This is a genomic window from Tsuneonella amylolytica (assembly GCF_003626915.1).
GTDB classification, from domain to species: Bacteria; Pseudomonadota; Alphaproteobacteria; order Sphingomonadales; family Sphingomonadaceae; genus Tsuneonella; species Tsuneonella amylolytica.
Genome location: NZ_CP032570.1, coordinates 1,380,412 through 1,402,540, shown reverse-complemented (window position 1 = coordinate 1,402,540; position 22,129 = coordinate 1,380,412). Strand labels below are relative to the sequence as shown.

The 22,129-nt window shown below is 69.4% G+C and carries 18 protein-coding genes; 6 read left to right on the top strand and 12 right to left on the bottom strand.

All coding sequences use genetic code 11. From position 1 onward, the window contains the following. Positions 1–131: 131 nt before the first annotated feature. On the bottom strand, positions 132–1,307 hold the full coding sequence (gene mnmA, locus D4766_RS06865) for a tRNA 2-thiouridine(34) synthase MnmA (protein WP_234024735.1): 1,176 nt from the start codon (positions 1,305–1,307) through the stop codon (positions 132–134). Positions 1,308–1,424: 117 nt separating this feature from the next. Between mnmA and D4766_RS06860 the strand changes: the two genes are divergently transcribed. The 3 genes from D4766_RS06860 (at position 1,425) to D4766_RS06850 (ending at position 2,474) form a co-directional block, all read left to right on the top strand. Next, entirely contained in the window at positions 1,425–1,760 is a 336-nt protein-coding gene (locus D4766_RS06860; RefSeq protein WP_120716781.1) for a hypothetical protein, read from the top strand. Beyond that, positions 1,757–2,056, top strand: coding sequence for a CtrA inhibitor SciP (sciP, locus tag D4766_RS06855; RefSeq protein WP_120716780.1), 300 nt, complete (start codon positions 1,757–1,759; stop codon positions 2,054–2,056). Before D4766_RS06860 ends, sciP begins: the two co-directional genes overlap by 4 nt. A gap of 151 nt (positions 2,057–2,207) precedes the next feature. Beyond that, positions 2,208–2,474 (top strand): GlsB/YeaQ/YmgE family stress response membrane protein, encoded by a 267-nt coding sequence (locus D4766_RS06850; protein ID WP_120716779.1) that lies wholly within the window; start codon positions 2,208–2,210, stop codon positions 2,472–2,474. Positions 2,475–2,573: 99 nt separating this feature from the next. Here the strand turns inward: D4766_RS06850 and msrB are convergent, their stop codons facing one another. From msrB to D4766_RS06830, 4 genes are all read right to left on the bottom strand, one after another. Next, positions 2,574–3,062 (bottom strand): peptide-methionine (R)-S-oxide reductase MsrB, encoded by a 489-nt coding sequence (gene msrB / locus D4766_RS06845; protein ID WP_120716778.1) that lies wholly within the window; start codon positions 3,060–3,062, stop codon positions 2,574–2,576. Positions 3,063–3,096: 34 nt separating this feature from the next. Beyond that, the gene (locus tag D4766_RS06840; RefSeq protein WP_120716777.1) at positions 3,097–4,425 is read right to left on the bottom strand and encodes a cytochrome P450; all 1,329 of its coding nucleotides are present in this window, start codon (positions 4,423–4,425) and stop codon (positions 3,097–3,099) included. Positions 4,426–4,529: 104 nt separating this feature from the next. Then, entirely contained in the window at positions 4,530–5,789 is a 1,260-nt protein-coding gene (locus D4766_RS06835) for an ABC transporter permease (RefSeq protein ID WP_234024734.1), read from the bottom strand. Continuing rightward, a complete protein-coding gene (locus D4766_RS06830) occupies positions 5,786–6,757 on the bottom strand; it encodes an ABC transporter ATP-binding protein (RefSeq protein WP_120716776.1) in 972 nt (323 codons plus the stop codon). The genes D4766_RS06835 and D4766_RS06830 overlap by 4 nt, the downstream gene beginning before the upstream one ends. A gap of 71 nt (positions 6,758–6,828) precedes the next feature. Here D4766_RS06830 and queG point away from each other — a divergent pair, with 71 nt between their 5' ends. After that, positions 6,829–7,890, top strand: coding sequence for a tRNA epoxyqueuosine(34) reductase QueG (queG, locus tag D4766_RS06825; protein WP_120716775.1), 1,062 nt, complete (start codon positions 6,829–6,831; stop codon positions 7,888–7,890). Positions 7,891–7,903: 13 nt separating this feature from the next. Here the strand turns inward: queG and D4766_RS06820 are convergent, their stop codons facing one another. The 7 genes from D4766_RS06820 to D4766_RS06790 all read right to left on the bottom strand — a co-directional run bounded on the left by D4766_RS06820 (position 7,904) and on the right by D4766_RS06790 (position 18,023). After that, positions 7,904–9,061, bottom strand: coding sequence for a CaiB/BaiF CoA transferase family protein (locus tag D4766_RS06820; RefSeq protein ID WP_234024733.1), 1,158 nt, complete (start codon positions 9,059–9,061; stop codon positions 7,904–7,906). Then, positions 9,058–10,284, bottom strand: a complete 1,227-nt coding sequence (locus D4766_RS06815; RefSeq protein ID WP_120716774.1) for an NAD(P)/FAD-dependent oxidoreductase — start codon at positions 10,282–10,284, stop codon at positions 9,058–9,060. Before D4766_RS06815 ends, D4766_RS06820 begins: the two co-directional genes overlap by 4 nt. A gap of 45 nt (positions 10,285–10,329) precedes the next feature. Then, the gene (locus tag D4766_RS06810) at positions 10,330–15,084 is read right to left on the bottom strand and encodes an NAD-glutamate dehydrogenase (protein ID WP_120716773.1); all 4,755 of its coding nucleotides are present in this window, start codon (positions 15,082–15,084) and stop codon (positions 10,330–10,332) included. A gap of 152 nt (positions 15,085–15,236) precedes the next feature. After that, positions 15,237–16,220, bottom strand: coding sequence for an LLM class flavin-dependent oxidoreductase (locus D4766_RS06805; RefSeq protein ID WP_120716772.1), 984 nt, complete (start codon positions 16,218–16,220; stop codon positions 15,237–15,239). Continuing rightward, positions 16,217–17,029 carry a tetratricopeptide repeat protein gene (locus tag D4766_RS06800; RefSeq protein WP_120716771.1) on the bottom strand — a complete coding sequence of 271 codons (813 nt, stop codon included), beginning with the start codon at positions 17,027–17,029 and terminating at the stop codon, positions 16,217–16,219. The genes D4766_RS06805 and D4766_RS06800 overlap by 4 nt, the downstream gene beginning before the upstream one ends. Positions 17,030–17,037: 8 nt before the next feature. Beyond that, a complete protein-coding gene (locus D4766_RS06795) occupies positions 17,038–17,742 on the bottom strand; it encodes an alpha/beta fold hydrolase (protein WP_120716770.1) in 705 nt (234 codons plus the stop codon). A gap of 26 nt (positions 17,743–17,768) precedes the next feature. After that, on the bottom strand, positions 17,769–18,023 hold the full coding sequence (locus D4766_RS06790) for a DUF6356 family protein (RefSeq protein ID WP_120716769.1): 255 nt from the start codon (positions 18,021–18,023) through the stop codon (positions 17,769–17,771). A 182-nt stretch (positions 18,024–18,205) separates the two neighbouring features. On the opposite strand from D4766_RS06790, the gene D4766_RS06785 reads away from it, so the two are divergent. Both D4766_RS06785 and thrS read left to right on the top strand, forming a co-directional pair. Then, positions 18,206–19,855, top strand: a complete 1,650-nt coding sequence (locus D4766_RS06785) for an alkaline phosphatase D family protein (protein WP_120718107.1) — start codon at positions 18,206–18,208, stop codon at positions 19,853–19,855. A gap of 247 nt (positions 19,856–20,102) precedes the next feature. Then, complete coding sequence (gene thrS, locus D4766_RS06780; RefSeq protein WP_120716768.1) at positions 20,103–22,127, top strand: threonine--tRNA ligase; 2,025 nt, start codon at positions 20,103–20,105, stop codon at positions 22,125–22,127. The last annotated feature ends 2 nt before the right edge of the window (positions 22,128–22,129 follow it).

Sequence of the window (22,129 nt, the reverse complement as noted above, 5' to 3'; positions counted from 1 at the left end):
GCGCCAGAGAGGCTGGGGCGGACCTTCCCGGCTTCTGAGAATGCCCGGGCCGAACAGCGCCAGCGGAATGCCGATCACGAACGCCGCGAGCAGCGCCAGCGCCAGCGGCGAGATTTGCCCCGGCTTCGCGCTCAGGCCGCCGCCTCCGTCGCGTCGATCCAGCCGCCGCCGATCACGCGCGTGCCGGCGTAAAGCACCGCCGCCTGTCCAGGGGCGACGCCGAACTCGGGCGCGGCGAAGCGGATCGTCGTCCGCTCGCCCTCGCCGAGCGGGCCGTCGAGGACGACCCGCACCGGCTTTGCCAGGCTGCGGACCTTTGCGGTCAGCGGTCCTGCGGGCAGCGGCCCGATCCGGTTGGTCTCGATCAGGTGCGCCGCGCCTACGGCCAGCATCGCCTTCGGGCCTACGCGTACCTCGGCGCTGTCGGCATGGATGCTGACGACATAGAGCGGTTCGGGCTGGCCCCCGATCTCGAGGCCCCGGCGCTGGCCGACCGTGAAGTGGATAACGCCCTTGTGGCTGCCCAGCGTCTCGCCGGTTTTCGCATGAACGATCGCGCCGGGACGTGCGCCCTCGGGGCGCAGTTTCGTGACGATGTCGGCGTAGTTGCCTTGCGGCACGAAGCAGATGTCCTGGCTGTCGGGCTTGGCCGCGTTGCGCAGTCCTGCCGCCTCGGCCAGCGCGCGGACTTCGCTCTTGGGCAGGCCGCCCAGCGGAAAGCGCAGGAAATCGAGCTGGTCGTCGGTGGTGCCGTAGAGAAAATACGACTGGTCGCGGGCCGGATCGAGCGCGGCGTGCAGCTCCGGCCCCTCGCTGCCGGCGATCCGCCGCACGTAGTGACCGGTGGCGAGGCAGTCGGCACCCAGTTCGCGGGCCATCCGCAAAAGATCGGTGAACTTGGGCCCCATGTTGCAGCGGATGCACGGCACCGGGGTACGTCCGGCAAGGTAGTCGTCGGCGAAACGCTCGACCACGTCCTCGCGAAAGGCGCTCTCGTGATCGAACACGTAGTGCGCGATGCCCAGCCGGTCGGCCACCGCGCGCGCGTCGCGGATGTCGTCGCCGGCACAGCAGGCACCTTTGCGCCCCGTGGCCGCACCGTAGTCGTAGAGCTGGAGGGTGACGCCGACGACTTCGGCTCCGCTGGCGGCGGCGAGGGCCGCAACGACCGAGGAATCGACACCGCCCGACATGGCCACGACGATGCGGCACCGGGCGGCATCCCGCGGCAGGTCGAACAATGCGGCGGCGGTATCCGTGGAAAACGGCGCGGCGGCGGGGGAGATGGGGGCGTGGATCGTCATCATCAGTCTCAGCCCCCGCCCATACACGCGGCGGTCCCGGAGAGCCACCGGCTTGCATTTTAACCGCCGGTAAATGCCGCTTTTACCTCTTCTTGACTGCTCCGCACGTAACAGGCCGCCATGTTCGAAAGCGCCATTTTTGCTGCCACCGGTCCGGCAAAGAACTCGGTAACCGCGCGCGACCTCAGGCCGCTGGCATGGGGCGAACTCGTCGCCCGGCTTGCCGCGACGCGCGATCTGCGGGCGCTGATGGCCTCGCCAGTGCCCGGCTCCGCCAGCTTCGGCGGACGGGCGGATCTAGCGTTCTTCGTGGACCCGCCGCCCCCGTCCGCACTGATCGCGCAGGCGCGACAAGAGCCTGTTAACCGCGATGCTTTAGGGGGTGGCAAATCGCCTCCGGCCATACATTCCGCCAACGTCGAAGAAGCCGCCAGGGGCGACCAGGGAACGCAATGATCGAGAACCAGAAAATCAGGCCCGCTCAGGTCATCGGCCCGCTCGGCGAGCCGCTCGGGATCGACGATCTTCCCGCGCCCGAGACGAAGCGCTGGGTCGTGCGCCGCAAGGCCGAAGTCGTGGCCGCGGTCAACGGCGGCCTGCTTACGATCGACGAGGTGCTGGAACGCTACAACCTCACGCTGGAAGAGTTCGCCTCGTGGCAGCGCGCGGTCGACCGGTCGGGCATGCAGGGCCTGCGGGTCACCCGCATCCAGCACTACCGCGACCTTTACGAGCGCCAGCTGAAGTACTGATCGCGCGCGCATCCGGGCGCCCGAACCTCCCTCGCATCCCGTCATCCTGACGCCCGTTCCGACGTGATCGGGGAACGCCTTGGCCTGCGCGCCGTTTATTGCGGCGTACTGAGCGCAGAAAACTCGGCGCGCAAACAGGAGGAATACGAAAATGGGATGGATTATCGCTATCATCGTCGGCGGTGTCGCCGGCTGGCTCGCAAGCCTTGTCATGGCGCGTGACGCGTCGATGGGCATCATCATGAACATCATCGTCGGCATCGTCGGCGCGATCATCGGCAACCTGCTTGCCGGTCCGCTGTTCGGCATCGAAACCACGATCCAGACGTTCAACCTTCCCGGGTTCCTCGTCGCCGTCGCCGGTGCGATCGTCCTGCTGCTGATCGCCAACCTGGTGCAGCGCGGCCGCGCTCGCTAATCGCGAACACCGCATACACGAAAGGGCGGCGAGGCTTCGTGCTTCGCCGCCCTTTTCGTATGAGCAGATGCCGTGCGCGGGCGTTTCGGATTGCGCTCCTCAGGCCGCGCGGAACTTTATCGCCGCCCCGTTCATGCAATAGCGCTTGCCGGTCGGCTTGGGTCCGTCGTCGAAGACATGGCCCAGGTGGCCGCCGCAATCGGCGCACAGGACCTCGGTCCGCGGATAGCCGATCTTGTAATCGGTATCGGTCGCGATTGCGCCGGGCAGCGGCTTCCAGAAACTCGGCCAGCCGGTTCCGCTCTCGAACTTCGTCGCCGACGAATAGAGATCGTTGTTGCAGCCCGCGCACACGTAGGTGCCCCTGCGCTTTTCCTTGTTGAGCGGGGAGGAATACGGCCGCTCCGTCCCGGCTTCGCGCAGGATGGTGTACTGCGCCTTCGTCAGCTTCGTCTTCCATTGCGCATCGCTCATACCTTTGGGCCACGAGCGCGCCTGCGCGGGAGAGGCCCCGCAGGCCGCAAGGATGGGCACGGCGGCCGAGGCACCCAGCCACGACAGGAACGAACGGCGGTGGGAGTGGATCATGCCGATATACCTATCGCCGGGCACCTGAACGCCGTCAGAACTCGGTGATCTCGACCTCGAGCTTGCGGAAGCCGTGGACGAAATTGGCCCGCACCCGTTCGACGTCGCCCGCCACGTGCACCCGCATGCGGCGCTTGTGCATTTCCTCCAGCAGCACCTTGAGCTGCAGTTCGGCCAGGCGCGCGCCGACGCAGCGGTGGATGCCGTAACCGAACGCGAGGTGCCGCCGGGCGTTCTCGCGCGTGATGTCGAGCTTGTCGGGGTTCTCGAACACCGCCTCGTCGCGATTGGCCGAGATATACCACAGGATCAGCTTCTCCCCCGCCTTCACCGTCTGGCCGAACAGCTCGCTGTCCTCGGTCGCCTGGCGCCGCATGTGAGCCAGCGGGGTCTGATAGCGGATGCATTCCTGCACCGCGTTGGGGATCAGCGAGGGGTCTTCCTCGAACAGTTTGCGCTGGTCGGGAAACTTGTCGAACGCGTGGACGATGCCGCTCATCGTGTTGCGCGTGGTGTCGTTGCCGCCGACGATGAGGAGGATGAGGTTGCCCATGTATTCTTCGGGGCTCATCTGGTTCATCGCGGGCGAGTGGATCATCATCGAGATGAGGTCGGGGGTGGGCTCGCTTTGCGCGCGCTCCATCCACAGCTTGGTGAAATAGGCGCCCATCTCGCGGATGATGCCCTGCCGTTGCATGTCGAGATCGCGGATGAGGCCGATCTCGGTATCGCCCGCCCAGTCGGACCAGAACGTCAGCAGCCGGCGGTCTTCCCACGGGAAGTCGAACAATAGCGCGAGCATGCCGGTGGTGAGCTCGATCGACACGGTGTCGACCCAGTCGAACACCTCGCCCCGCGGCAGGGTGTCGAGAAGCTCGCCCGTGCGCGCGCGGATCTCGCTGTCCATGTCGGCCATGTTCGACGGGGTGAACTTGGGCGCCACGGTGCGCCGCTGGCCGGTGTGTTTGGGCCGGTCCATCGCGATGAACATCGGCAGCTCGAACCGGTCGCGGCCGAGTTCCGCCAGCTGTTCGTCGCTCATGCGGTCGAGGATGGTGATGCCCTCGGCCGAGGAATAGAGATCGGGCAGGGCCTCGATGTGCTGGATCGCCCGGTGGCTGACGACGTTCCAGTACGGCCCGAACGGCGAGTCCTCGACCTTGATGAGGTCGCCTTGCGCCCGCATGTCGCGGAACACCGGCTGCCAGCGATCCTCGTAGTAGATGTCCGACCTGCTGACGTCCCACTTGTCGGTGTGCACCGGCAGGGCTTGCGGGTTCTCGCGCAGCGCCTTCTCCAGCGCGTCGGCCGCGCGGGGAGCGGTGGTCCATTGAGTGGGCATGCCCAGCGGCTGGCTCGCCATCGGTTCTCTCCTGTGCGGGCGACTCCGTCGGGCGGTCGCCTCCTTGGCGGGTATCCTGACCTTACCTACCGCAGTGTCAATAGCAGGTTGCGAAACGGGACCGGTCAAGCCGGTGCGGCATCGCTGCGCGGCTGCCGGCCGAACCACCGGCGGCGCGGCGTACCCTGCGGTCCCGACTTCATCACGCGGCGGCGGAACAGCCGCGAACCGAAGCGGACGAACACGAACACCCAGAACGCCTGCCAGGCCAGCGCGACCGCGTGGGTCCACAGGGCGGGGTCCTGCGCCGCGCGGCTGATCATCGCGTACGGGCTCGACAGCGGGAAGGCGAGGGCGGCGATCTCGACCGGCGAGCCGAGCGAGCTGGTGGCGTAAGTCGCGAGGAAGAACACCGCCAGCTGCAGCATCGAGGCCGGCATCGACAGCGTCTGCACGTCGCGCACGGTTGGGGCCATTCCGCCGATCGTCAGGAAGATCGACCCAAGAAGAAGGTAGGCCATCGCGAAATAGACGAGGAACAGCGCAACGAAGAGCGGCCAGCCGACGGCGGGCGGCGGCACGGGGCCGAGCGCGGCGCCGCCACCGGCGATGATCAGCGCGGCGATCGCACCCCACACGGCGATGCCGACGAAGCTCACCGCCAGCATCGCGAACAGCTTGCCCATGAAGACCGCATCCATCGGGATCGCGGCGGCGAGGATCTCGATGATCTTGTTCGCCTTCTCTTCGACGAGGTTCGACATCACCATGCCGGCCAGCAGCATCGTTAGGAGGAACAGCAACGTCAGCGCCGCGGTTGCGGTCGTGCTGCGGGCGCGGGTTTCGCTCGACTGGCTGGAGGCGGTGGGGGTCAGCGTCACGTCGGGATAGCGGCTGCTCTCGCCGAGCGCGGTCGCGGCGACGAGGGCGACCGGGCCCTTCCACCGCTCGAGCCGCTCCTCCGTACCCGCCAGGTGCGGCGCTTCGAGGCTGCCGTGAAGGACCGCGCCGAAGTTGCGCCCCGGTTGCCTGAGCAGTTCGTCCGGCGCCATCGCTTCGCCCGGTCCGACGAGCTCGATGCGCGGCAGATCGACGACCGACTGCAGTCGCTCGTAGTTGTAGCGGAAGGCGAGGTTCTCGCCCGCGCCGAGCATGACCGCGAGCACCGGCGGATCGCTGTTCTCGGCCGCCTGCCGCCCGATCGACGCGGCGCCGATGCTGATCAGGCCGAAGAACACCGGGCCGAGGAGGAAGAACAGGAACGCCTTGGAAAACAGGATCGCGCCGAAATCGCGGCGGGCGACGACGAACGCCGCCTGGGCGAGCGAGAGGCGGCTGGTCTGCCGGTCGCTCATCGGCTGGTCGCTCATCGGCCGGTCGTTCATCGGGATGCCTCCGCCGGGCTGGGCTGTTCCATCGCGCGGGCTGCCGCCTCGCCGGCGATATGGACGAAAGCGTCGTGAAGGCCAGCGCGCTCGATCGAGAGCGACAGGATGCCGGCATCGCCTTCGATGAGCGCGCGCAGCAAGGGCTCGATCCCGCTGTCGGGCAGCGAGAACAGCCAGTAGCGCCCTTCGTGCCGGGCATCGGCAGGCAGCGCGGCGCGCCACGGCCCGCCGGTCACCTCGGTTTCCAGGCGGACTTGTGCCGGGATCCGGTCGCGCGCCGCGTCGACGCTGCCGGCGTAGGGCACCTTGCCCCCCGCGATGATCGCAACTCCTTCGCAGAGCCGTTCGGCATGGGCGATAACGTGGGTGGAGAAGATCACCGTGGTTCCGTCCTCGGCAAGCCCGCGGATCATCCGTTCCAGCTTGCCCTGGTTGAGCGCGTCGAGCCCGCTGAAGGGTTCGTCGAGGACGACGAGGCGCGGCCGGTGGACGAGAGTGCCGAGAAGCTGGACTGTCTGCGCCATCCCCTTCGACAGCTGGCGGATCGTGCGGTCGGCCGCGTGGCCGAGGCCGTGCTCCTCCAGTAGTTCGCGCCCCCGCGCCTTCGCTTCGGCGAGCGGCATGCCCCGCAGCGAGCCCAAAAAACCGATCGCCTCGTAGGCCGTCATCGAGGGGTAGAGCCCGCGTTCCTCCGGCAAATAACCGATGATGCGCGCGATATCGTGCGGGCGTTCGTGGCCGAAGATTCGGCGCACTCCTTCGTCGGGGTCAATGATGCCGAGCAGCATCCTGAGCGTGGTCGTCTTGCCCGCCCCGTTGGGGCCGAGCACGCCGTAGATCGCGCCTTCGGGTACCGACAGATCCACGCCGTCAACCGCGGTGACGCCGTCGAACCGCTTCACGAGACCGCGCGCCTCGATGGCGAGCGGCGCGTTCTGAGCGGGGGAGACGGCGTTGCCCGTCATTGTCGGAGCGCCTAGCGGTGCATGCATGCGAACGGATTAACCGTGCCGCGTGAACGGGAGCAACCCCAAGATTGGTTAACGGCGGCGCCATCGACGACTTGCGCGCCCGGCTGGCGGACGAGGCCCGCCGTCTCGGCTTTGCGGCGGTGGGCATCGCCTCTGCCGCGGGCGATCCCCTGCGCGGCGAGCGGCTGGTCCAGTGGCTCGGCGAAGGGGCGCACGGCACGATGGAATGGATGGACCGGCGCGTCGAAGAGCGTGCCAGTCCGCAAGGGCTGTGGCCCGCCGCGCGCAGCGTGATCGCACTGGGGATGAGCTACGCGCCGGAGGCCGATCCGCTGGCGCTGGCCGGCGAGCGGTCGGCGGCGCGGATATCGGTTTATGCGCAGGGCCGCGACTATCACGACACGGTCAAGAAGGCGCTGAAGGCGCTCGCCCGGTGGCTGGTCGCCGAGGTGCCGGGGGCCGAGGTCAAGGTGTTCGTCGATACCGCCCCGGTCATGGAGAAGCCGCTGGGCGAAGCGGCGGGGATCGGCTGGCAGGGCAAGCACACCAATCTCGTCAGCCGCCAGCACGGCAGTTGGCTGTTCCTCGGCGCGATCTACACCACGATCGCGTTCGCGCCCGATGCCCCGCATGCCGACCGCTGCGGCAACTGCGACGCCTGCCAGCGCGCCTGCCCGACGGACGCATTTCCCAGGCCTTATCAACTCGATGCGCGGCGCTGCATCTCCTACCTCACCATCGAGCACGCCGGGCCGATCCCCCACGAGTTCCGCAAGGCGATGGGCAACCGGATCTACGGCTGCGACGATTGCCTGGCGGTCTGCCCGTGGAACAAGTTCGCCGAATCGGCGGCTGCGAATCGCGCTCTCCTGCCACGCGCGGAGCTTGCCGCGCCCCGGCTCGGCGATCTCCTGACGCTCGACGATGCGGGCTTTCGCCGGCTGTTCTCCGGCAGCCCGATCAAGCGGATCGGGCGCAATCGGTTCGTCCGCAACTGCCTGATCGCGGCGGGTAATTCGGACGATCCATCGCTGCTGCCGCTGGTCGATCCGCTGCGCCGCGATCCCGATCCGGTGGTGGCCGAGGCGGCCGAATGGGCGGCAGGAGAACTCGCCCGGTCCGCCTAATTTCGGCGGCGATTCACCTGCTGAATTCGGCGTTGTGCTGGCCGATTGTCGGCGCCGGCGCCGGCTCGCCGCCGTCCCAAGCCGAAAAGCGCGAGGGTTCGCGCATCTGCAGCACCGTTCCTTCGGTCGGATGCTCGGTGCGGAAGAAGAAACCGGCGCCCTGCAAATGCGGGTCCGCCGGCACCTCGCCGACATCGCGCACCGGCATCGCGGGCATGTTGATGGAGTGCATGATGGCGACGACATCGGCGCTGTTCTTGTCCGCCGTCAGTTCGCCGATGCGGGCGTAGAGCAGCGGCAGTTGGGCCATTGCGCCTTCGAGAGTTGCGAACCGTTCGTCGGCGGCGAAGGCCGGGTCACCCAGCGCGGCGATGACCTGCTGTGCGTGGCCCGGGCGGTAGGGTACGATGCTGACCCAGCCGTCCTTCGTAGGGAAGGGCTGGCGGTGGGGATCGACCTGCCGCGCATAGCAGGCATCGCCGACCGGCGGATCGAAGGTGAGGCCGGCCAGGTGTTCCTTCAGCATGAAATTCGCGAACGCTTCGAACATCGGCACCTCGACGAACTGCCCTTCGCCGGTGCGCAACCGGTGGACGATCGCGGCCATCGTCGCATAGGCCGCATGCAGCCCCGCGACCTTGTCCGCGATCAGCGAGGGCAGGTAACGTGGCCGCGGGTCGCCATCGACGCGGCCGAGTAGGTTCGTCGTGCCCGTCAGCGCCTGGATCACGTCGTCGTAGGCCTGCAGCCCCGCGTAGGGCCCGTTCGATCCGAAGCCGACACAGTGAACGTAGATGATGGCGGGGTTGATCGCCTTCACCGCTTCGTAGCCGAAGCCGAGCCGTTCGATCGCCGCGCCGCGCACGTTGTGGACGTAGATGTCCGCATCCGCCAGCAGACCGCGCAAGGTGGCCTTCGCGTCGTCGTCCTTGAGGTCGAGCGCGAGGCTCTTCTTGTTGCGGTTGAGGGCGATATGCTGCGGCCCCATGCCCGGCGTCTTCGCAGGGCGGCCGGCGTGGCGGAAACCGTCGCCGGTGGGCGGTTCGACCTTCACCACCTCGGCACCGAAATCGCCGAGGATCTGGGTGCAGTACGGCCCGAAGACCACGCTCGTCTGGTCGACGACCTTCAGGCCCGACAGCATCGCCATGCCGTCGGACGGGCCGATCACAGCAGGTCCTTCAGCGGTACGGCGGGGTCGGCGAGCAGGTCCGCATCGGGCGACAGGCGCGCCTCCACCAGCTTGCGGCCCTGAACGTAGTCCTTGGTGCTGTTCACGCAGTCGAGCGCGATCACTCGCCCTTCCCTTAAGTAGACGACCGAGAATTTCGCGGCCTCGGGATCGCCCCTGACCACGGTGGCATCGTAGCCGAGCGAGAGGCCGGCGGTTTGCAGCTTGAGATCGTACTGGTTCGACCAGAACCACGGGAAGGCGGCGTAGGGTTCCTCGGTGCCGACGATGTGCCTGGCCGCGGTGGTCGCCATGTCGTTGGCGTTCTGCACCGATTCCAGGCGGATCACCGCGCCGTCGGCCCAGCGGCTGGCATGCGCCGCGCAGTCGCCGATGGCGTAGACGTCTTCGAGCGAGGTGCGGCAGAACTCGTCGACGTCGATGCCGTTGGCCCCCGCCGCGCCCGCGGGCACCAGCGCGCCCGCCGCGGGCACGATGCCGATGCCGACCACGACGATGTCGGCGTCGATCGCCTCGCCGCCTTCGAGCACGACGCGGCGGACCCAGCCGTTCTCGCCTTCCAGCCGCTCGACCCTGGTGTCCAGCCGGATGTCGACGCCCTTCGCGCGGTGATAGTCCTGGTAGAATTCGCTGAGCGGCTCGCCGGCGACGCGCGCGAGGACGCGATTGAGCGCCTCGAGCAGGGTCACCGTGCAGCCGAGCTTGGTCAGCACGGCGGCCGCCTCCAGCCCGATGTAGCCGCCGCCGATCACGACCGCGCGCTTCGCCCCGCCGTCGAGTTCCGCCTTCATGCGGTCGACGTCGGCTCGCGAGCGGACCGAATGCACGCCGGAAAGGTCGGCGCCCGGGCACGGCAGCCTGCGCGGATCGCCGCCCGCGGCCCAGATCAGCTTGCCGTAGCCGAGCTCGCTCCCGTCGGAGAGCTTGACCGTGTGGGCCGCCGGATCGACCGAGGATACCGAAGTGCCGAGCTTCAGCGCAATGTCGCGTTCGGCCCAGAAGGCCGGTGGGCGGATGGTGATCCGCTCGAACGGCTTGTCGCCGGCCAGGTATTCCTTCGACAGCGGCGGCCGTTCGTAGGGCGGCAGCGGATCGCGCCCGATCATCGCGATCGAGCCGGCGAACCCCTGCTGGCGCAGGGCGATCGCGGCGTTCGCCCCGCCGTGCCCGGCACCCACTATGACGACGTCGGCATGCTCCATCGCCAGCCGGACTTGCCGGAAAGCGCGCCGCCGTCAACCCGGCCGCTACCGGCCGAGGAGGTTGCGCGCCTGGCTGGCGATCTGCGCGAGCATGGCCGGGGCGATGGGGCTCTGCCCCTGCGCCCGCCCGATAACGCCGCGGAACTGGCGCACCGCGGCGGCATGGTCCTGCGCCCAGTTCGCCACCGCGGCCGAGGGATCGTCCTTGGCGCCCTTGCGGCGCGACAGGCGGCGCAGGAATTCGAGTCGCATCTGCTGGAAGTCGCGGCTGAGCCCCGCCACCAGCATCCGCTCCCACACGTCCGACGGATTCATCATCGCCGCGCTGCTCTGCGCCCAGTCGAGGCCGAGACGGTTTCCGAGGTCGGTGAACGCCGCGGTCAGCGCCCGCGCGTCGATCCCCGCCGCCTTCGACAGGGCGGCAAGGCCGACCGACCCGTCGAGGTCGTAGAGATGCGCGACCCGCGCCGCGATGTCGGCCGGCGCGCCCATGGCGACGAATTCGCCCGCAAGCCGGTCCGACTGCCGGCGCGACGCCTCGGTCAGGAGCTCGCCGGTTTCGCTCGACAGCTGGTGGACGCGCTTTTCAAGGAGCGCGATCATCGCGCTCGGCAATTCGATGCTCGCCCCGGCGCGGATGAGGTCGGCCATGTGGTTGCGCAGGGCGCCCGCGGTGTGGCGGAACATGTAGATCCGCGCATCCTCGGGCATGGCCGCGGTTTCCAGTTCTTCCCACAGCGCCTCGACCCCGAACAGCCGGGCCGCCGATACGAACGCGGCGCACACGTCGGCCAGGCCCACGCCCTCTTCCTCGGACAGTTCGAAGACGTGGACGATGCCCATCCGGTTGATGACCCGGTTGGCGAGTTGGGTGGCGATGATCGGCCCGCGCAGCTGGTGGGTCTCGATCTGTTTGCGATAGGTCTTGCGCATCGCGGTCGGGAAGTAATCGACCAGCATGTCGTCGAGCGCCGAATCCTGCGTCAGCGAGGATTTCTCGATGGCATCCTGCAGCACCAGCTTGGTCGAGGACAATAGCACCGCGAGTTCCGGGCGGGTGAGGCCGAGGCCGTCGCCCGCGCGGTGGGCCAGGATGTCGCCCGGGGCCAGCCCTTCGGTCTTGCGGTCGAGCGCGCCGCGCCCTTCCAGCGTCTCGATCAGGTTGACCTGCGCGGCCATCGCCGCCGGGCCGCCGGCTTCGGCGATCGACAGCGCGAGCGCCTGCAGGCGGTTGTTCTCCAGAACCAGCGCCGACACCTCGTCGGTCATCTCGCCGAGCAGTTCGACCCGGCGCTTCTCGCTCAGTTTGCCCGCGCGCTTGGCAGCGGCGAGCGCGATCTTGATGTTGACCTCGTTATCGGAGCAATTGACCCCGGCCGAGTTGTCGATGAAGTCGGTGTTGATCCGCCCGCCGGCAAGCGCGAACTCGATCCGGCCGGCCTGCGTGATGCCGAGGTTCGCGCCTTCGCCGATCACCTTGGCGCGGATGTCGGCGCCGTCGACGCGCAGGGCATCGTTGGCGGGGTCGCCGACCTGTACATTGTTCTCGGCCGCGGCCTTCACATACGTGCCGATGCCGCCGAACCAGACGAGGTCGACCGGCGCCTTGAGGATGGCGGAGATCAGCGCTTCGGGTTCGAGTTCGGATTCCTCGACGCCCAGCGCCGCGCACACTTCCCTCGTCAGCGGGATACGCTTCTCGGTGCGGGCGAACACGCCGCCGCCCTTGCTGATGAGCGCGGGGTCGTAGTCCTCCCAGCTCGAGCGGGGCAGGGCGAACATCCGCGCGCGCTCTTCCCAGCTTTTCGCCGGATCGGGATCGGGGTCGAGGAAGATATGGCGGTGGTCGAACGCCGCGACGAGCTTGACCGCCTTCGACAGCAGCATGCCGTTGCCGAACACGTCGCCCGACATGTCGCCGCAGCCCACCACGCGGGTGGTGTCGGTCTGCACGTCGACGCCCATTTCGAGGAAGTGGCGCTGGACCGAAACCCACGCGCCCCTGGCGGTGATGCCCATCGCCTTGTGGTCGTAGCCGTTGGACCCGCCGCTTGCGAAGGCGTCGTCGAGCCAGAAGTCGCGGCTTTCGGCGATGCCGTTGGCGATGTCGGAGAAGGTCGCGGTGCCCTTGTCGGCGGCGACCACGAAGTACGGGTCCTCGCCGTCGTGGATCACGACCTGTTCGGGGTGGACGACCCGGCCTTCCACGATGTTGTCGGTGATCGACAGCAGGGTGCGGATGAACGCCTCGTAGCTGCCGCGCCCTTCGGCGGCCCACGCCTCGCGGTCGCGGGCCGGGTCGGGCAGCTGCTTGGGATAGAAGCCGCCCTTCGCGCCGGTGGGCACGATGACCGCGTTCTTGACCCGCTGCGCCTTCATCAGGCCGAGGATCTCGGTGCGGAAGTCGTCGCGGCGGTCGGACCAGCGCAGGCCGCCGCGGGCGACCGGCCCGGCGCGCAGGTGGATGCCCTCGACCCGGCGCGAATAGACGAAGATTTCGCGCCACGGCACGGGCTTGGGCAGGTTCGGGACGAGCCCGGAATCGAACTTGAACGCCAGCGCCTCGCGCGCGGCGGGGGCGAAGGCGTTGGTCCGCAGGATCGCGTCGATGGTGGCGTGGTAGAGCCGCAGCAGGCGGTCGTCGTTGATCGCCGCGACTTGCGCCAGGCCCTGCCGGATCGCCGCCGACTGTTCGTCCGCCGCTGCCCCGCGGTCGCCCGCGAAGGCCGGGTCGTGGCGCGCGGCAAACAGGCGCACCAGCGGCCCGGTGACCTGAGGCGCGCGGCGCAGCGCGTCGACCACGGTGTAGATCGTGAAGCCCATGCCGGTCTGCCGCAGGTAGCGGTAGAACGCGCGCATCCAGTCCGCCTCGCGCGCGGACAGGCCGATGCCCACGACGAGCCGGTTGAAGGCGTCGTCCTCGGCCGCGCCGTTGAGCACGGCGGCGATCGCTTCCTCGACCGCGGTGCAGCGCGCCAGCAGGGGCTCGGTCGCCTCGCCCTCACCGAGCGCGAGGGTGAAGTCGTGGATCGTGGCGTAGCGGTCCTTCGGCCCTTCGCCGTCCTCGTCGAGCCCGGTGGGGATCTCGTCGATCACGCGGAAGCCGAAGTTCTCCAGCGCCGGCACCGCGTCCGACAGGGCGAGCGTGCCGTGGAGCTGGTAAACTTTGAGCCGCATCCGGTCGGCGGGGTCGCCCTCGTGCCGGTAGAGCCGCACGTCGCGCAAGGGGAGGAGGCCGTCGCCCTCGCTCTCCAGCGCGCCCAGCCGGCGCAGGCGGCGGATGTCGTGCGCGGCCTCTGCCGGGCCGTAGGCGGTGCGGTACGCGGTCGGGAAGCTCTCGGCATAGCGCGCGGCGATCGCCGCGGCGCGCGAGGATTCTTCCTCCAGCGCGAGTTCGGCCTCGACCGCCTCGCCCCAGCCGCGCAGGAGCGTCTGGATCGCTTCCTCGATCGGCTGCGGATCGGGCGAGCCGCTATGCTCGCGGTAGTCGAGGACGTAGCGCAGCAGCGCCAGGTTGCCGCCTTCGACCTGCAGGCTCCAATCGAGCGCCTTGCCGCCGGTGCCGTCTTCAAGCAGCTGCTCGATCCGCAGGCGGACCTGGGTGGACACCATGTCGCGCGGCATCCACACGAAGGCGAAGAGGTGGCGGCTGAGCGGTGCCTCGACCAGCGCGAGGCGCGGGCGGGGCCGGTCGACGAGGCTCATCATCGTCGTCGCGACGCGTTCGATGTCCTCTTCCGAGAACCCGATCACCAGGTCGTGCGGCAGCGCGGTCAGCGCGTGGACGAGCGACTTGCCGGCGTGGCCGTGGGGGTCGAAGCCGAACTTCGCATTCAAAGCGGCAAGCTGGGTGCGCAAACGCGGCACGTCGACCGGCGCGGTGGTGAGCGAGGCGCTGGTCCACACGCCCGCGTGGACCGACAGCGCGCAGACTTCGCCGTTGTCGTAGAGCGGCACGATGAACAGGTCGAGCGGCACCCGGCGGTGGACGTTGGAGATGACGTTGGCCTTGACGATCAGCGGCACGCGGTCGGCGTTGGCGGGATCGGCGAACCATTCGAACGCGCGGTCGAAGCTCGCGTCGGCCAGGATCGCGCGGGCGCTCTTGCGGCAAATGCCGAGCATATCCGTCTGGCTGCCGTCGCGGAGGCGGGTGAGGTGGCCGAGCTGGGTCAGCATGCCGCCTTCCAGCCAGCGCAGCAGGGACGCGCCCTCGCTGTCGCCGATGCGGTTGGCATCCTCCAGCAACGCGGTGCGCATCTTCGACCAGTCCGCCACGGCGGCGTGCACGTCGGCGATGGTCGCCTTCAGATCGGTTTCCAGCGCGCGGCGCTGCTTCGCGTCGATGCGCGGCGTTTCGATGTAGATCATCGATTCGCGCGGCTCGCCGGCGGCCGCCTTGTCGGGCAGCCCGGTGAGGGTGCCCGCATCGTCGCGCCGGACGGGGACGACGGGGTGGACGAGGCGGTCGATCGAAAGACCGTGGGCGGCGACCGTCGCGGCGGCCGAATCGACCAGGAACGGCATGTCGTCGTTGACGAGTGCGATGCGCATGAAGCGCCGGTCCTCGCTGGCCGATGCGAGCGACAGGTTCATGCCTCCGGCATCGCGCCGGGCGGCGGTTTCGAGCAGGAAGCGCGCGGCGTCGGTCAGCGGCGCCTTGTCGAAGGCCTGGTCGCCGGGCAGCAGCGAGGCGGCGATGCGCTTTTCGAGCGCCTTCACCAGCTCGCCGTCGGGCTGGAGAGGGGGAGTGCCCCCGGCGGGTGTGTCGGAAGACTTCGCAGCGGTCCTGGCGGCCATTCGGTCAGCTCCACCGGCCCCGGAAAGGCGCAGGGCCGCTTGTTATTTTGTTGCCGCCGTTCGCAGCAATCTGGCGCCCCTAAGCCTTTGCGCCAAGGGCCGCAACCTCTCTCCAACCCGGTCTACGAACGAGCCGGCCTATCTATCCGGCATCAGGCCGCAAGCGCCTCGATCGTGAGTTCGAGCGAGCGTTCGCGCGCGGCCGGATCGTAGGTCGCGCCCGAGACGACGATCTCGTCGGCCCCGGTGCGTTCGACGAAGCGGCCGATGGCGGCGCGCACCGTGGCGGGCGAGCCGATCGCGCTTGCCTGCCCGATGTGCGCGAGGAGGCCCTGCGCGGCCCCCGGCAGCGTGTCGCGGTATCCCTTCACCGGGGGCGGCAGCTTGCCCGGCTGGCCGGTGCGCAGCCGCACGAAGCTCTGCTGCTGGCTCGATCCGATCAGTTCCGCCTCGGCATCGGTTTCGGCCGTGAAGACCGTCATCGCCGCCATCGCGTGGGGCCTCTCCAGCCATGCGCTCGGCTCGAACCGTTCGCGATAGAGCTTCAGCGCGGCATCGAGATGGTCGGGCGCGAAGTGCGAGGCGAAGGCGTAGGGCATGCCGAGCTGCGCGGCGAGCTGCGCGCCGAACAGGCTGGAGCCGAGCATCCACATCTCCACCTGCGAACCCTGCCCGGGGGTCGCCTGGATGGGCAGCTGCGGATCGCCCGCGAGCAGCGCCCGCAGTTCGACTACGTCCTGCGGAAACATCTCCGCCGCGGCATGGAGGTTCTTGCGCAGCGCCCGTTGCAGTTGGGGCCCCGCCCCGGGTGCGCGGCCCAGCCCGAGATCGATGCGTCCCGGAAACAGCGCGTCGAGCGTGCCGAACTGTTCGGCGATCACGAACGGGTTGTGATTGGGCAGCATGATCCCGCCCGACCCGATGCGGATGGTCGACGTCGCGTGGCCGACGTGGGCAAGCACGACCGCGGTGGCGGCGCCGGCGATCCCTTCCATCGTGTGATGTTCGGCGACCCAGAACCGCTTGAACCCGTGCCGCTCGGCGGCGCGCGCGAGGCTGGCGGTGGCGGCATAGGATTCGGCCAGAGTGCCGCCTTCGCGGACGGGGACGAGGTCGAGGACGGACAGCGGGATCATCGGGCCAGTTGCTCCAGATAGGTGGTGGCGGCGTCGGCCAGCGGGCCTTCGGGGGCAGCGAGGAGTACCGATTCGAACGATCGGCGCGCGGCATCGTCGCGGCCGCCCAGCGCGGCGATCACGCCGGCCTCCAGCCCGATCTCGGGATCGCGGGCATCGATCGCCGCGGCGCGCTCGACGAAGCCTTGCGCCGCCACAAGATCGCCCTGTCGCCGGGCGAGTGTGGCCGACAGCAGCCAGGCGTGGGCATTGCCCGGCACCTCCTCGCGCGCCGCGGCGAGTGCGGCGGATGCCTCGTCCGGGCGGCCCAGCGCGACGAGCGCGGTCGCCCGGTCCATCGCGATGCCGCCCGTGAGTTCGGCGTCGCCGGCCGCCGCAGCCTCCGCCCTATCGAGCGCGGCAAGCGCATCGGCCGCGCGGCCTTCGGCGAGGAAGGCGCTGCCCGCCAGCGCGCCCATCCGGGCGGCGAAGGCACCCGCCGGCCCCTCGTCGCGCGCGGCGAGGAAGCTTGCCGCCGCATCGCCCCAGGCGCCCGCGTTGCCCTGCGCCACGCCCAGGCAGTGGCGGCCCGCCGCGCGCTGCTCGCCATCGGTGCGCGAGACCCATTCGCTCGCGAAATCGCGGGCACGGTCGGGATCCCTGTCGGCGAGCGAGAGGCACGAGGCGATGGCCGGCTGCGTTTCGGCGCGCCCGGGCAGCTGGGTATTGCGGCGCATGCGGTTCTCCAGTTCCGGCGGAACGGGGCTGACGGGGGTGGCCATCGTGCCGATGCCGACCTGCATGATCAGCGGTGCGAGGATGGAGAGCATGGCATTTCCTAAAGCGAGAAGACCGTGCGCAGGAGGAGAGCGATGTCGCCCTCGCGGCTCAGCCGGTGGTCGCCGTCCTTGACGAGTGTCAGGTGAATGTCGGGAGAACGCAGCGAATCCGCAAGGCGCTGCGAAATCTGCCACGGCACGTCGGCATCGCGCATTCCGTGGATCAGCCGCACCGGGCAATCGAGCGCGATGGCGGTACCCAGCCGCCGGTTCGCCTGTCCGTCGGCCCAGAACGCGGCGTGCATCGGGGTGGGATCGGGGCCGTAGGGATTGGCGTCGAACACCGTCTCGCCGGCCGCCAGCCGCGCCTTGTCCTCTTCCGACCGGCCCCATTCGGTGAAGTCGGGCGCGGCGGCGACCCCGACGAGGGCGTGGAGCCGGCGCTCCAGCGCCTCGCCCACCAGCAGCATCAGCCAGCCGCCCATCGACGATCCGATGACGACGACCGGACCGGCGACGACCGCGTTCACCAGCGCCAGCACCTCGTCGCGCCAGCGCGACAGGGTACCGTCCGCGAAGTCGCCGTCGCTTTGTCCGCAGCCCGAATAGTCGAGCAGCAGGCATTCGCGCCCTTCGGCCTGCGCCCGCTCGAACAGCGCGGTCGCCTTGCCGCCCGCCATGTCGGACATGTAGCCGGGCAGGAAGACCAGCGCGGGGCCGCGGCCCGGGGTGTGGCGATAGGCGATCCGGCCGCCGCCGGGCATCGCATAGTGGCGGATGACGGGCAGCGTCAGATCACCCAGTCGACGGTGGCGATCTGCGTCACGGCCTCACCCTTGGCGCGGCGCTGTTCGACCATGATCGCGTTGAGCCGGCGGATCGTGTCGCTGCCGGTGGTCACGCACCAGCCCGGCACGATGGCGTGGACCAGCGCGCACAGGCCGCCGCGGATCATCGTCAGGCCGAATCGCCCGGCAACGGCGAAATGCTCGGCGTAGCTTTCGTCGACGCTGCGGGGATGGTCGACGAACAGGCGCTGGAACATGGGGCGGGCCTTTCGGATGCTGCGGAGGACTGTGCGGGCCGCTCTAGCGGACCGGCCCCGCGGCGCAAACCCGGCGTGCCCGGGGGCCGCCGCTGTCATGCCCAATGTCATGGAAAGGTCGCTTTAAATGGCCAGTGACAGCGGGCCGCCGGATGCGCACAATGGCGGCGAGAGGATACCCGATGCCGCACATTCCGAACGGTCCCGCAATCCCGTCGCTCGACCGCCGCAGCCTCCTGCGCGGGGGCGCGCTGGGGCTGGGCCTCGCCGCCAGCCCGCTCGCCGCGCAGGGCGGGCGCGGGTTCACGCACGGTGTCGCGAGCGGGGAGCCTTCGGCCCGCTCGGTCCTGCTGTGGACCCGCTATGTCGGCACGGGCGCGGACCGGCTGCGCTGGGAAGTGGCGGAGGCCGAGGATTTCGCGAAGGTCGTATCGGGCGGCGATGTCGTCGCCGGGCCGGAAAGCGACTGGTGCGTCAAGGCGGTTGCGGGCAACCTCGCCCCCGGGCGCTGGTACCGCTACCGCTTCGTCGCGCCCGACGGCACCGTCTCGGAGACCGGGCGCACGCGCACTCTGCCGGAGGGCAGGACCGACCGGTTCCGCATGGCGGTGTTCAGCTGCTCCAACATGGGGTTCGGCTATTTCAACGCATATGCGCACGCGGGCGCGGCGGGCGATTTCGACCTCGCGGTGCATCTCGGCGATTATCTCTACGAATACGATCCCGGCAACTACCCGAGTGCCGACGAGGCGGTGGCCGGGCGCGTACCGGCGCCCGCGAACGAACTGATCCACCTCGCCGACTACCGCGCGCGCTATGCCAGCTATCGCAGCGATCCCGACTTGCGGCGGCTGCACGCCATGGTCCCGATGATCGCGGTGTTCGACGATCACGAGACCGCGAACGACGCATGGAAGGGCGGGGCGCAGAACCACCAGCCCGAAACCGAAGGGCCGTGGGCCGCCCGCACCCGCGCGGCGATGCAGGCGCGCAGCGAATGGCTGCCGGTGAGCGAAGCGCCGTGGGCGCGCTACGACGTGGGCGACCTTGCGACCCTGCTGCGGATCGAGACCCGGCTGACCGCGCGCGACAAGCCGCTCGACCTGTCGGACATGCTCAAGGGGCTGCCGCCGCAGGCGATCGACGGCGCGCTCGCCTCGCTCAGGGACGGGGCGTGGGCCGATCCCGCGCGCTCGATGCTGGGCACCGAGCAGGAAGGCTGGCTCGCCGGGACGATGGCCGCATCGGTGCGCTCGGGTCGTAAATGGCAGGTGCTGGTACAGCAGGTCGTGCTCGGCAGCCTCAGGACCCCGCCCGCCATCGCCCAGGCGGCAGCGGCAGGCGCGCCCGACTACGTCCGGGCGCGTATCGCCAGCGCGGTGCGCGCCGGGGCGGCCGGACTGCCGTCGAACATGGATGCGTGGGACGGGTATCCCGCGGCGCGCAAGCGGTTGCTGGCGGCCGCGCAAGAAGCGGGCGCGAACCTCGTCACCCTGACCGGGGACACCCACAACGCTTGGGCGTTCGACCTTGCGAACGACGGCGCGCCGGTGGGCGTGGAATTCGCCGGCCAGTCGGTCTCCTCGCCCGGCTTCGAAGCCTACTTCGGGGTCCCGCGCGCGCAGGCTGCAGCAAGAGCGCTGGTCGCGTTCAACGAAGGGCTGGCGTGGATGGATGCCACCCGGCGGGGCTACATGGCAGTCGAACTGACGCCGGCGCGGGCGAGCTGCGAATGGCGCTTCAGCGGGTCGGTGAAGACCCGCTCGGCGGCGCTGGCGGGCACCCACCGGATGGTGGCGGAGCACGGCGCACGGCGGCTGACGGCAAGCTAGGGCGCTCACCCGGGCATCGACAATCGGCGGCCGGCGCGCTACATCGGCGGCCATGCGACGCATCCGCGCCCTCACTACCACCACTACCCCCGGGTTCCGGGGGCGGTCGCCAGCGCGCTAGTCGCCGGTCGCCGCCGCCCGGTTGGGGCAGCGCGGCGTCAGGCTCCCCGGACCGGTCCTCTTAACTGACGCCTTCCGGCGCGCGCTGGCATGTGCCAAGGGCGCGCAAACGCAAGCGAAGGTACCCATGAGCGAGCTCCTCAAGATCAGCCTCCCCGACGGTTCGGTGCGCGAGGTCGAGCCCGGCACCACCCCGGCGGACATCGCCGCGGCGATTGGCCCGGGCCTCGCCAAGGCAGCGCTCGCCGCGCGCGTCGACGGGGAACTGCGCGATCTCAACCGCCCGCTCGAAGGCGACGCGGCGCTGGCGCTGGTGACGAGCCGCGACGAGGCCGATGCGCTGGAACTGGCGCGCCACGACTTCGCCCACGTGCTGGCCGAGGCGATCCAGGCGCTGTGGCCGGGTACGCAGATCACCTTCGGCCCGGCGACGGACGACGGGTTCTACTACGACGTCAAGGCACCCGAGAGCCGCGAGCCGTTCAGCATGGACGACCTGCCCGCGATCGAGGACAAGATGCGCGAGATCATCCGCGCCGACAAGCCGCTGGTGCGCGAGGTGTGGAGCCGCCGGCAGCTGATCGACAAGTGGCTGGCCGACGGCGAGACGTTCAAGGCCGAATGGGCGCAGGAGCTGCCGGAAGGCGAGGAGCTGACGGTCTACCACTCGGGCAATCCGGGCGAGGAAGGCAGCTGGCTCGACATGTGCCGCGGGCCGCATCTCGCCAGCACGGGCAAGCTCGATCCGCAAGCCTTCAAACTGATGCGCGTCGCCGGGGCGTACTGGCGCGGCGATCAGAAGAACGCGCAGCTCACGCGCATTTACGGCACCGGCTGGCTCAACAAGAAGCAGCTCGATGCCCACCTCCACCGGCTGGAGGAAGCCGCCAAGCGCGACCACCGCAAGCTGGGGCGCGAGATGGACCTGTTCCACCTGCAGGAAGAGGCGCACGGCAGCGTGTTCTGGCATCCGCAGGGGTTCAAAATCTGGCGCGCGCTCGAAGCCTACATGCGCCGAAAGATGGACGCTGCCGGCTACCAAGAGATCAAGACGCCGCAGCTGATGGATGTGCGCCAGTGGGAACAGTCCGGCCACTGGGGCAAGTACGCCGAGAACATGTTCGCGGTGCCCGACATCGTGCCCGAGGTCGACGACAGCGGGGCGGGCGCGGAGCCCAAAGTCGCGTCCGATGCCGAGTGGATGGCGATCAAGCCGATGAATTGCCCGGCGCACGTGCTCGTGTTCAAGCAGGGCATCACCAGCTACCGCGACCTGCCGATTCGTCTCGGCGAGATGGGCTGCTGCCACCGCAACGAACCGCACGGCGCGCTCCACGGCCTGATGCGCGTGCGCCAGTTCACGCAGGACGACGCGCACATCTTCTGCACCGAGAACCAGGTCGTCGACGAGGTGCGCGCGTTCTGCAAGCTGGCCGACGAGGTCTATTCGGACTTCGGCTTCAGCTATCACGTGAAGCTCGCCCTGCGCCCCGAAAAGCGCTTCGGCAGCGAGGCGGACTGGGACAAGGCCGAACAGGAACTGCGCGACGCGGTCGCCGAGGCCGGGATGGCCAACGCGGACTACGGCTGGGAGGAACTGCCGGGCGAGGGCGCGTTCTATGCCCCCAAGCTCGAATGGCACCTCACCGATGCGATCGGCCGCACCTGGCAGGTCGGCACGATCCAGGGCGACCGCGTGCTCCCCGACCGGCTCGACGCGAGCTACGTCGGCGAGGACGGCGAGCGGCACCGCCCGGTCATGCTCCACCGCGCGATATTCGGGTCGTACGAGCGGTTCATCGGCTTCCTGATCGAGCATTTCGCGGGCAAGCTGCCGGTCTGGCTCGCGCCGACGCAGGCGGTGGTGGCGACGATCGTCTCGGATGCCGACGACTACGCGCACGACGTGGTGAGGCAGCTGACGGCGGCGGGCATCCGCGTCGAGAGCGACCTTCGCAACGAGAAGATCAACTACAAGGTGCGCGAGCACAGCCTCGCCAAGGTTCCGCACCTGCTGGTCGTCGGCAAGCGCGAGGCGGAGGAGGGCACCGTCGCCGTCCGCACGCTGGGCGAACAGCACCAGAAGGTCATGCCGCTGGCCGAGGCGATCGCCATGCTGACCGCGGAGGCGACCCCGCCCGACCTGCGCTGAGC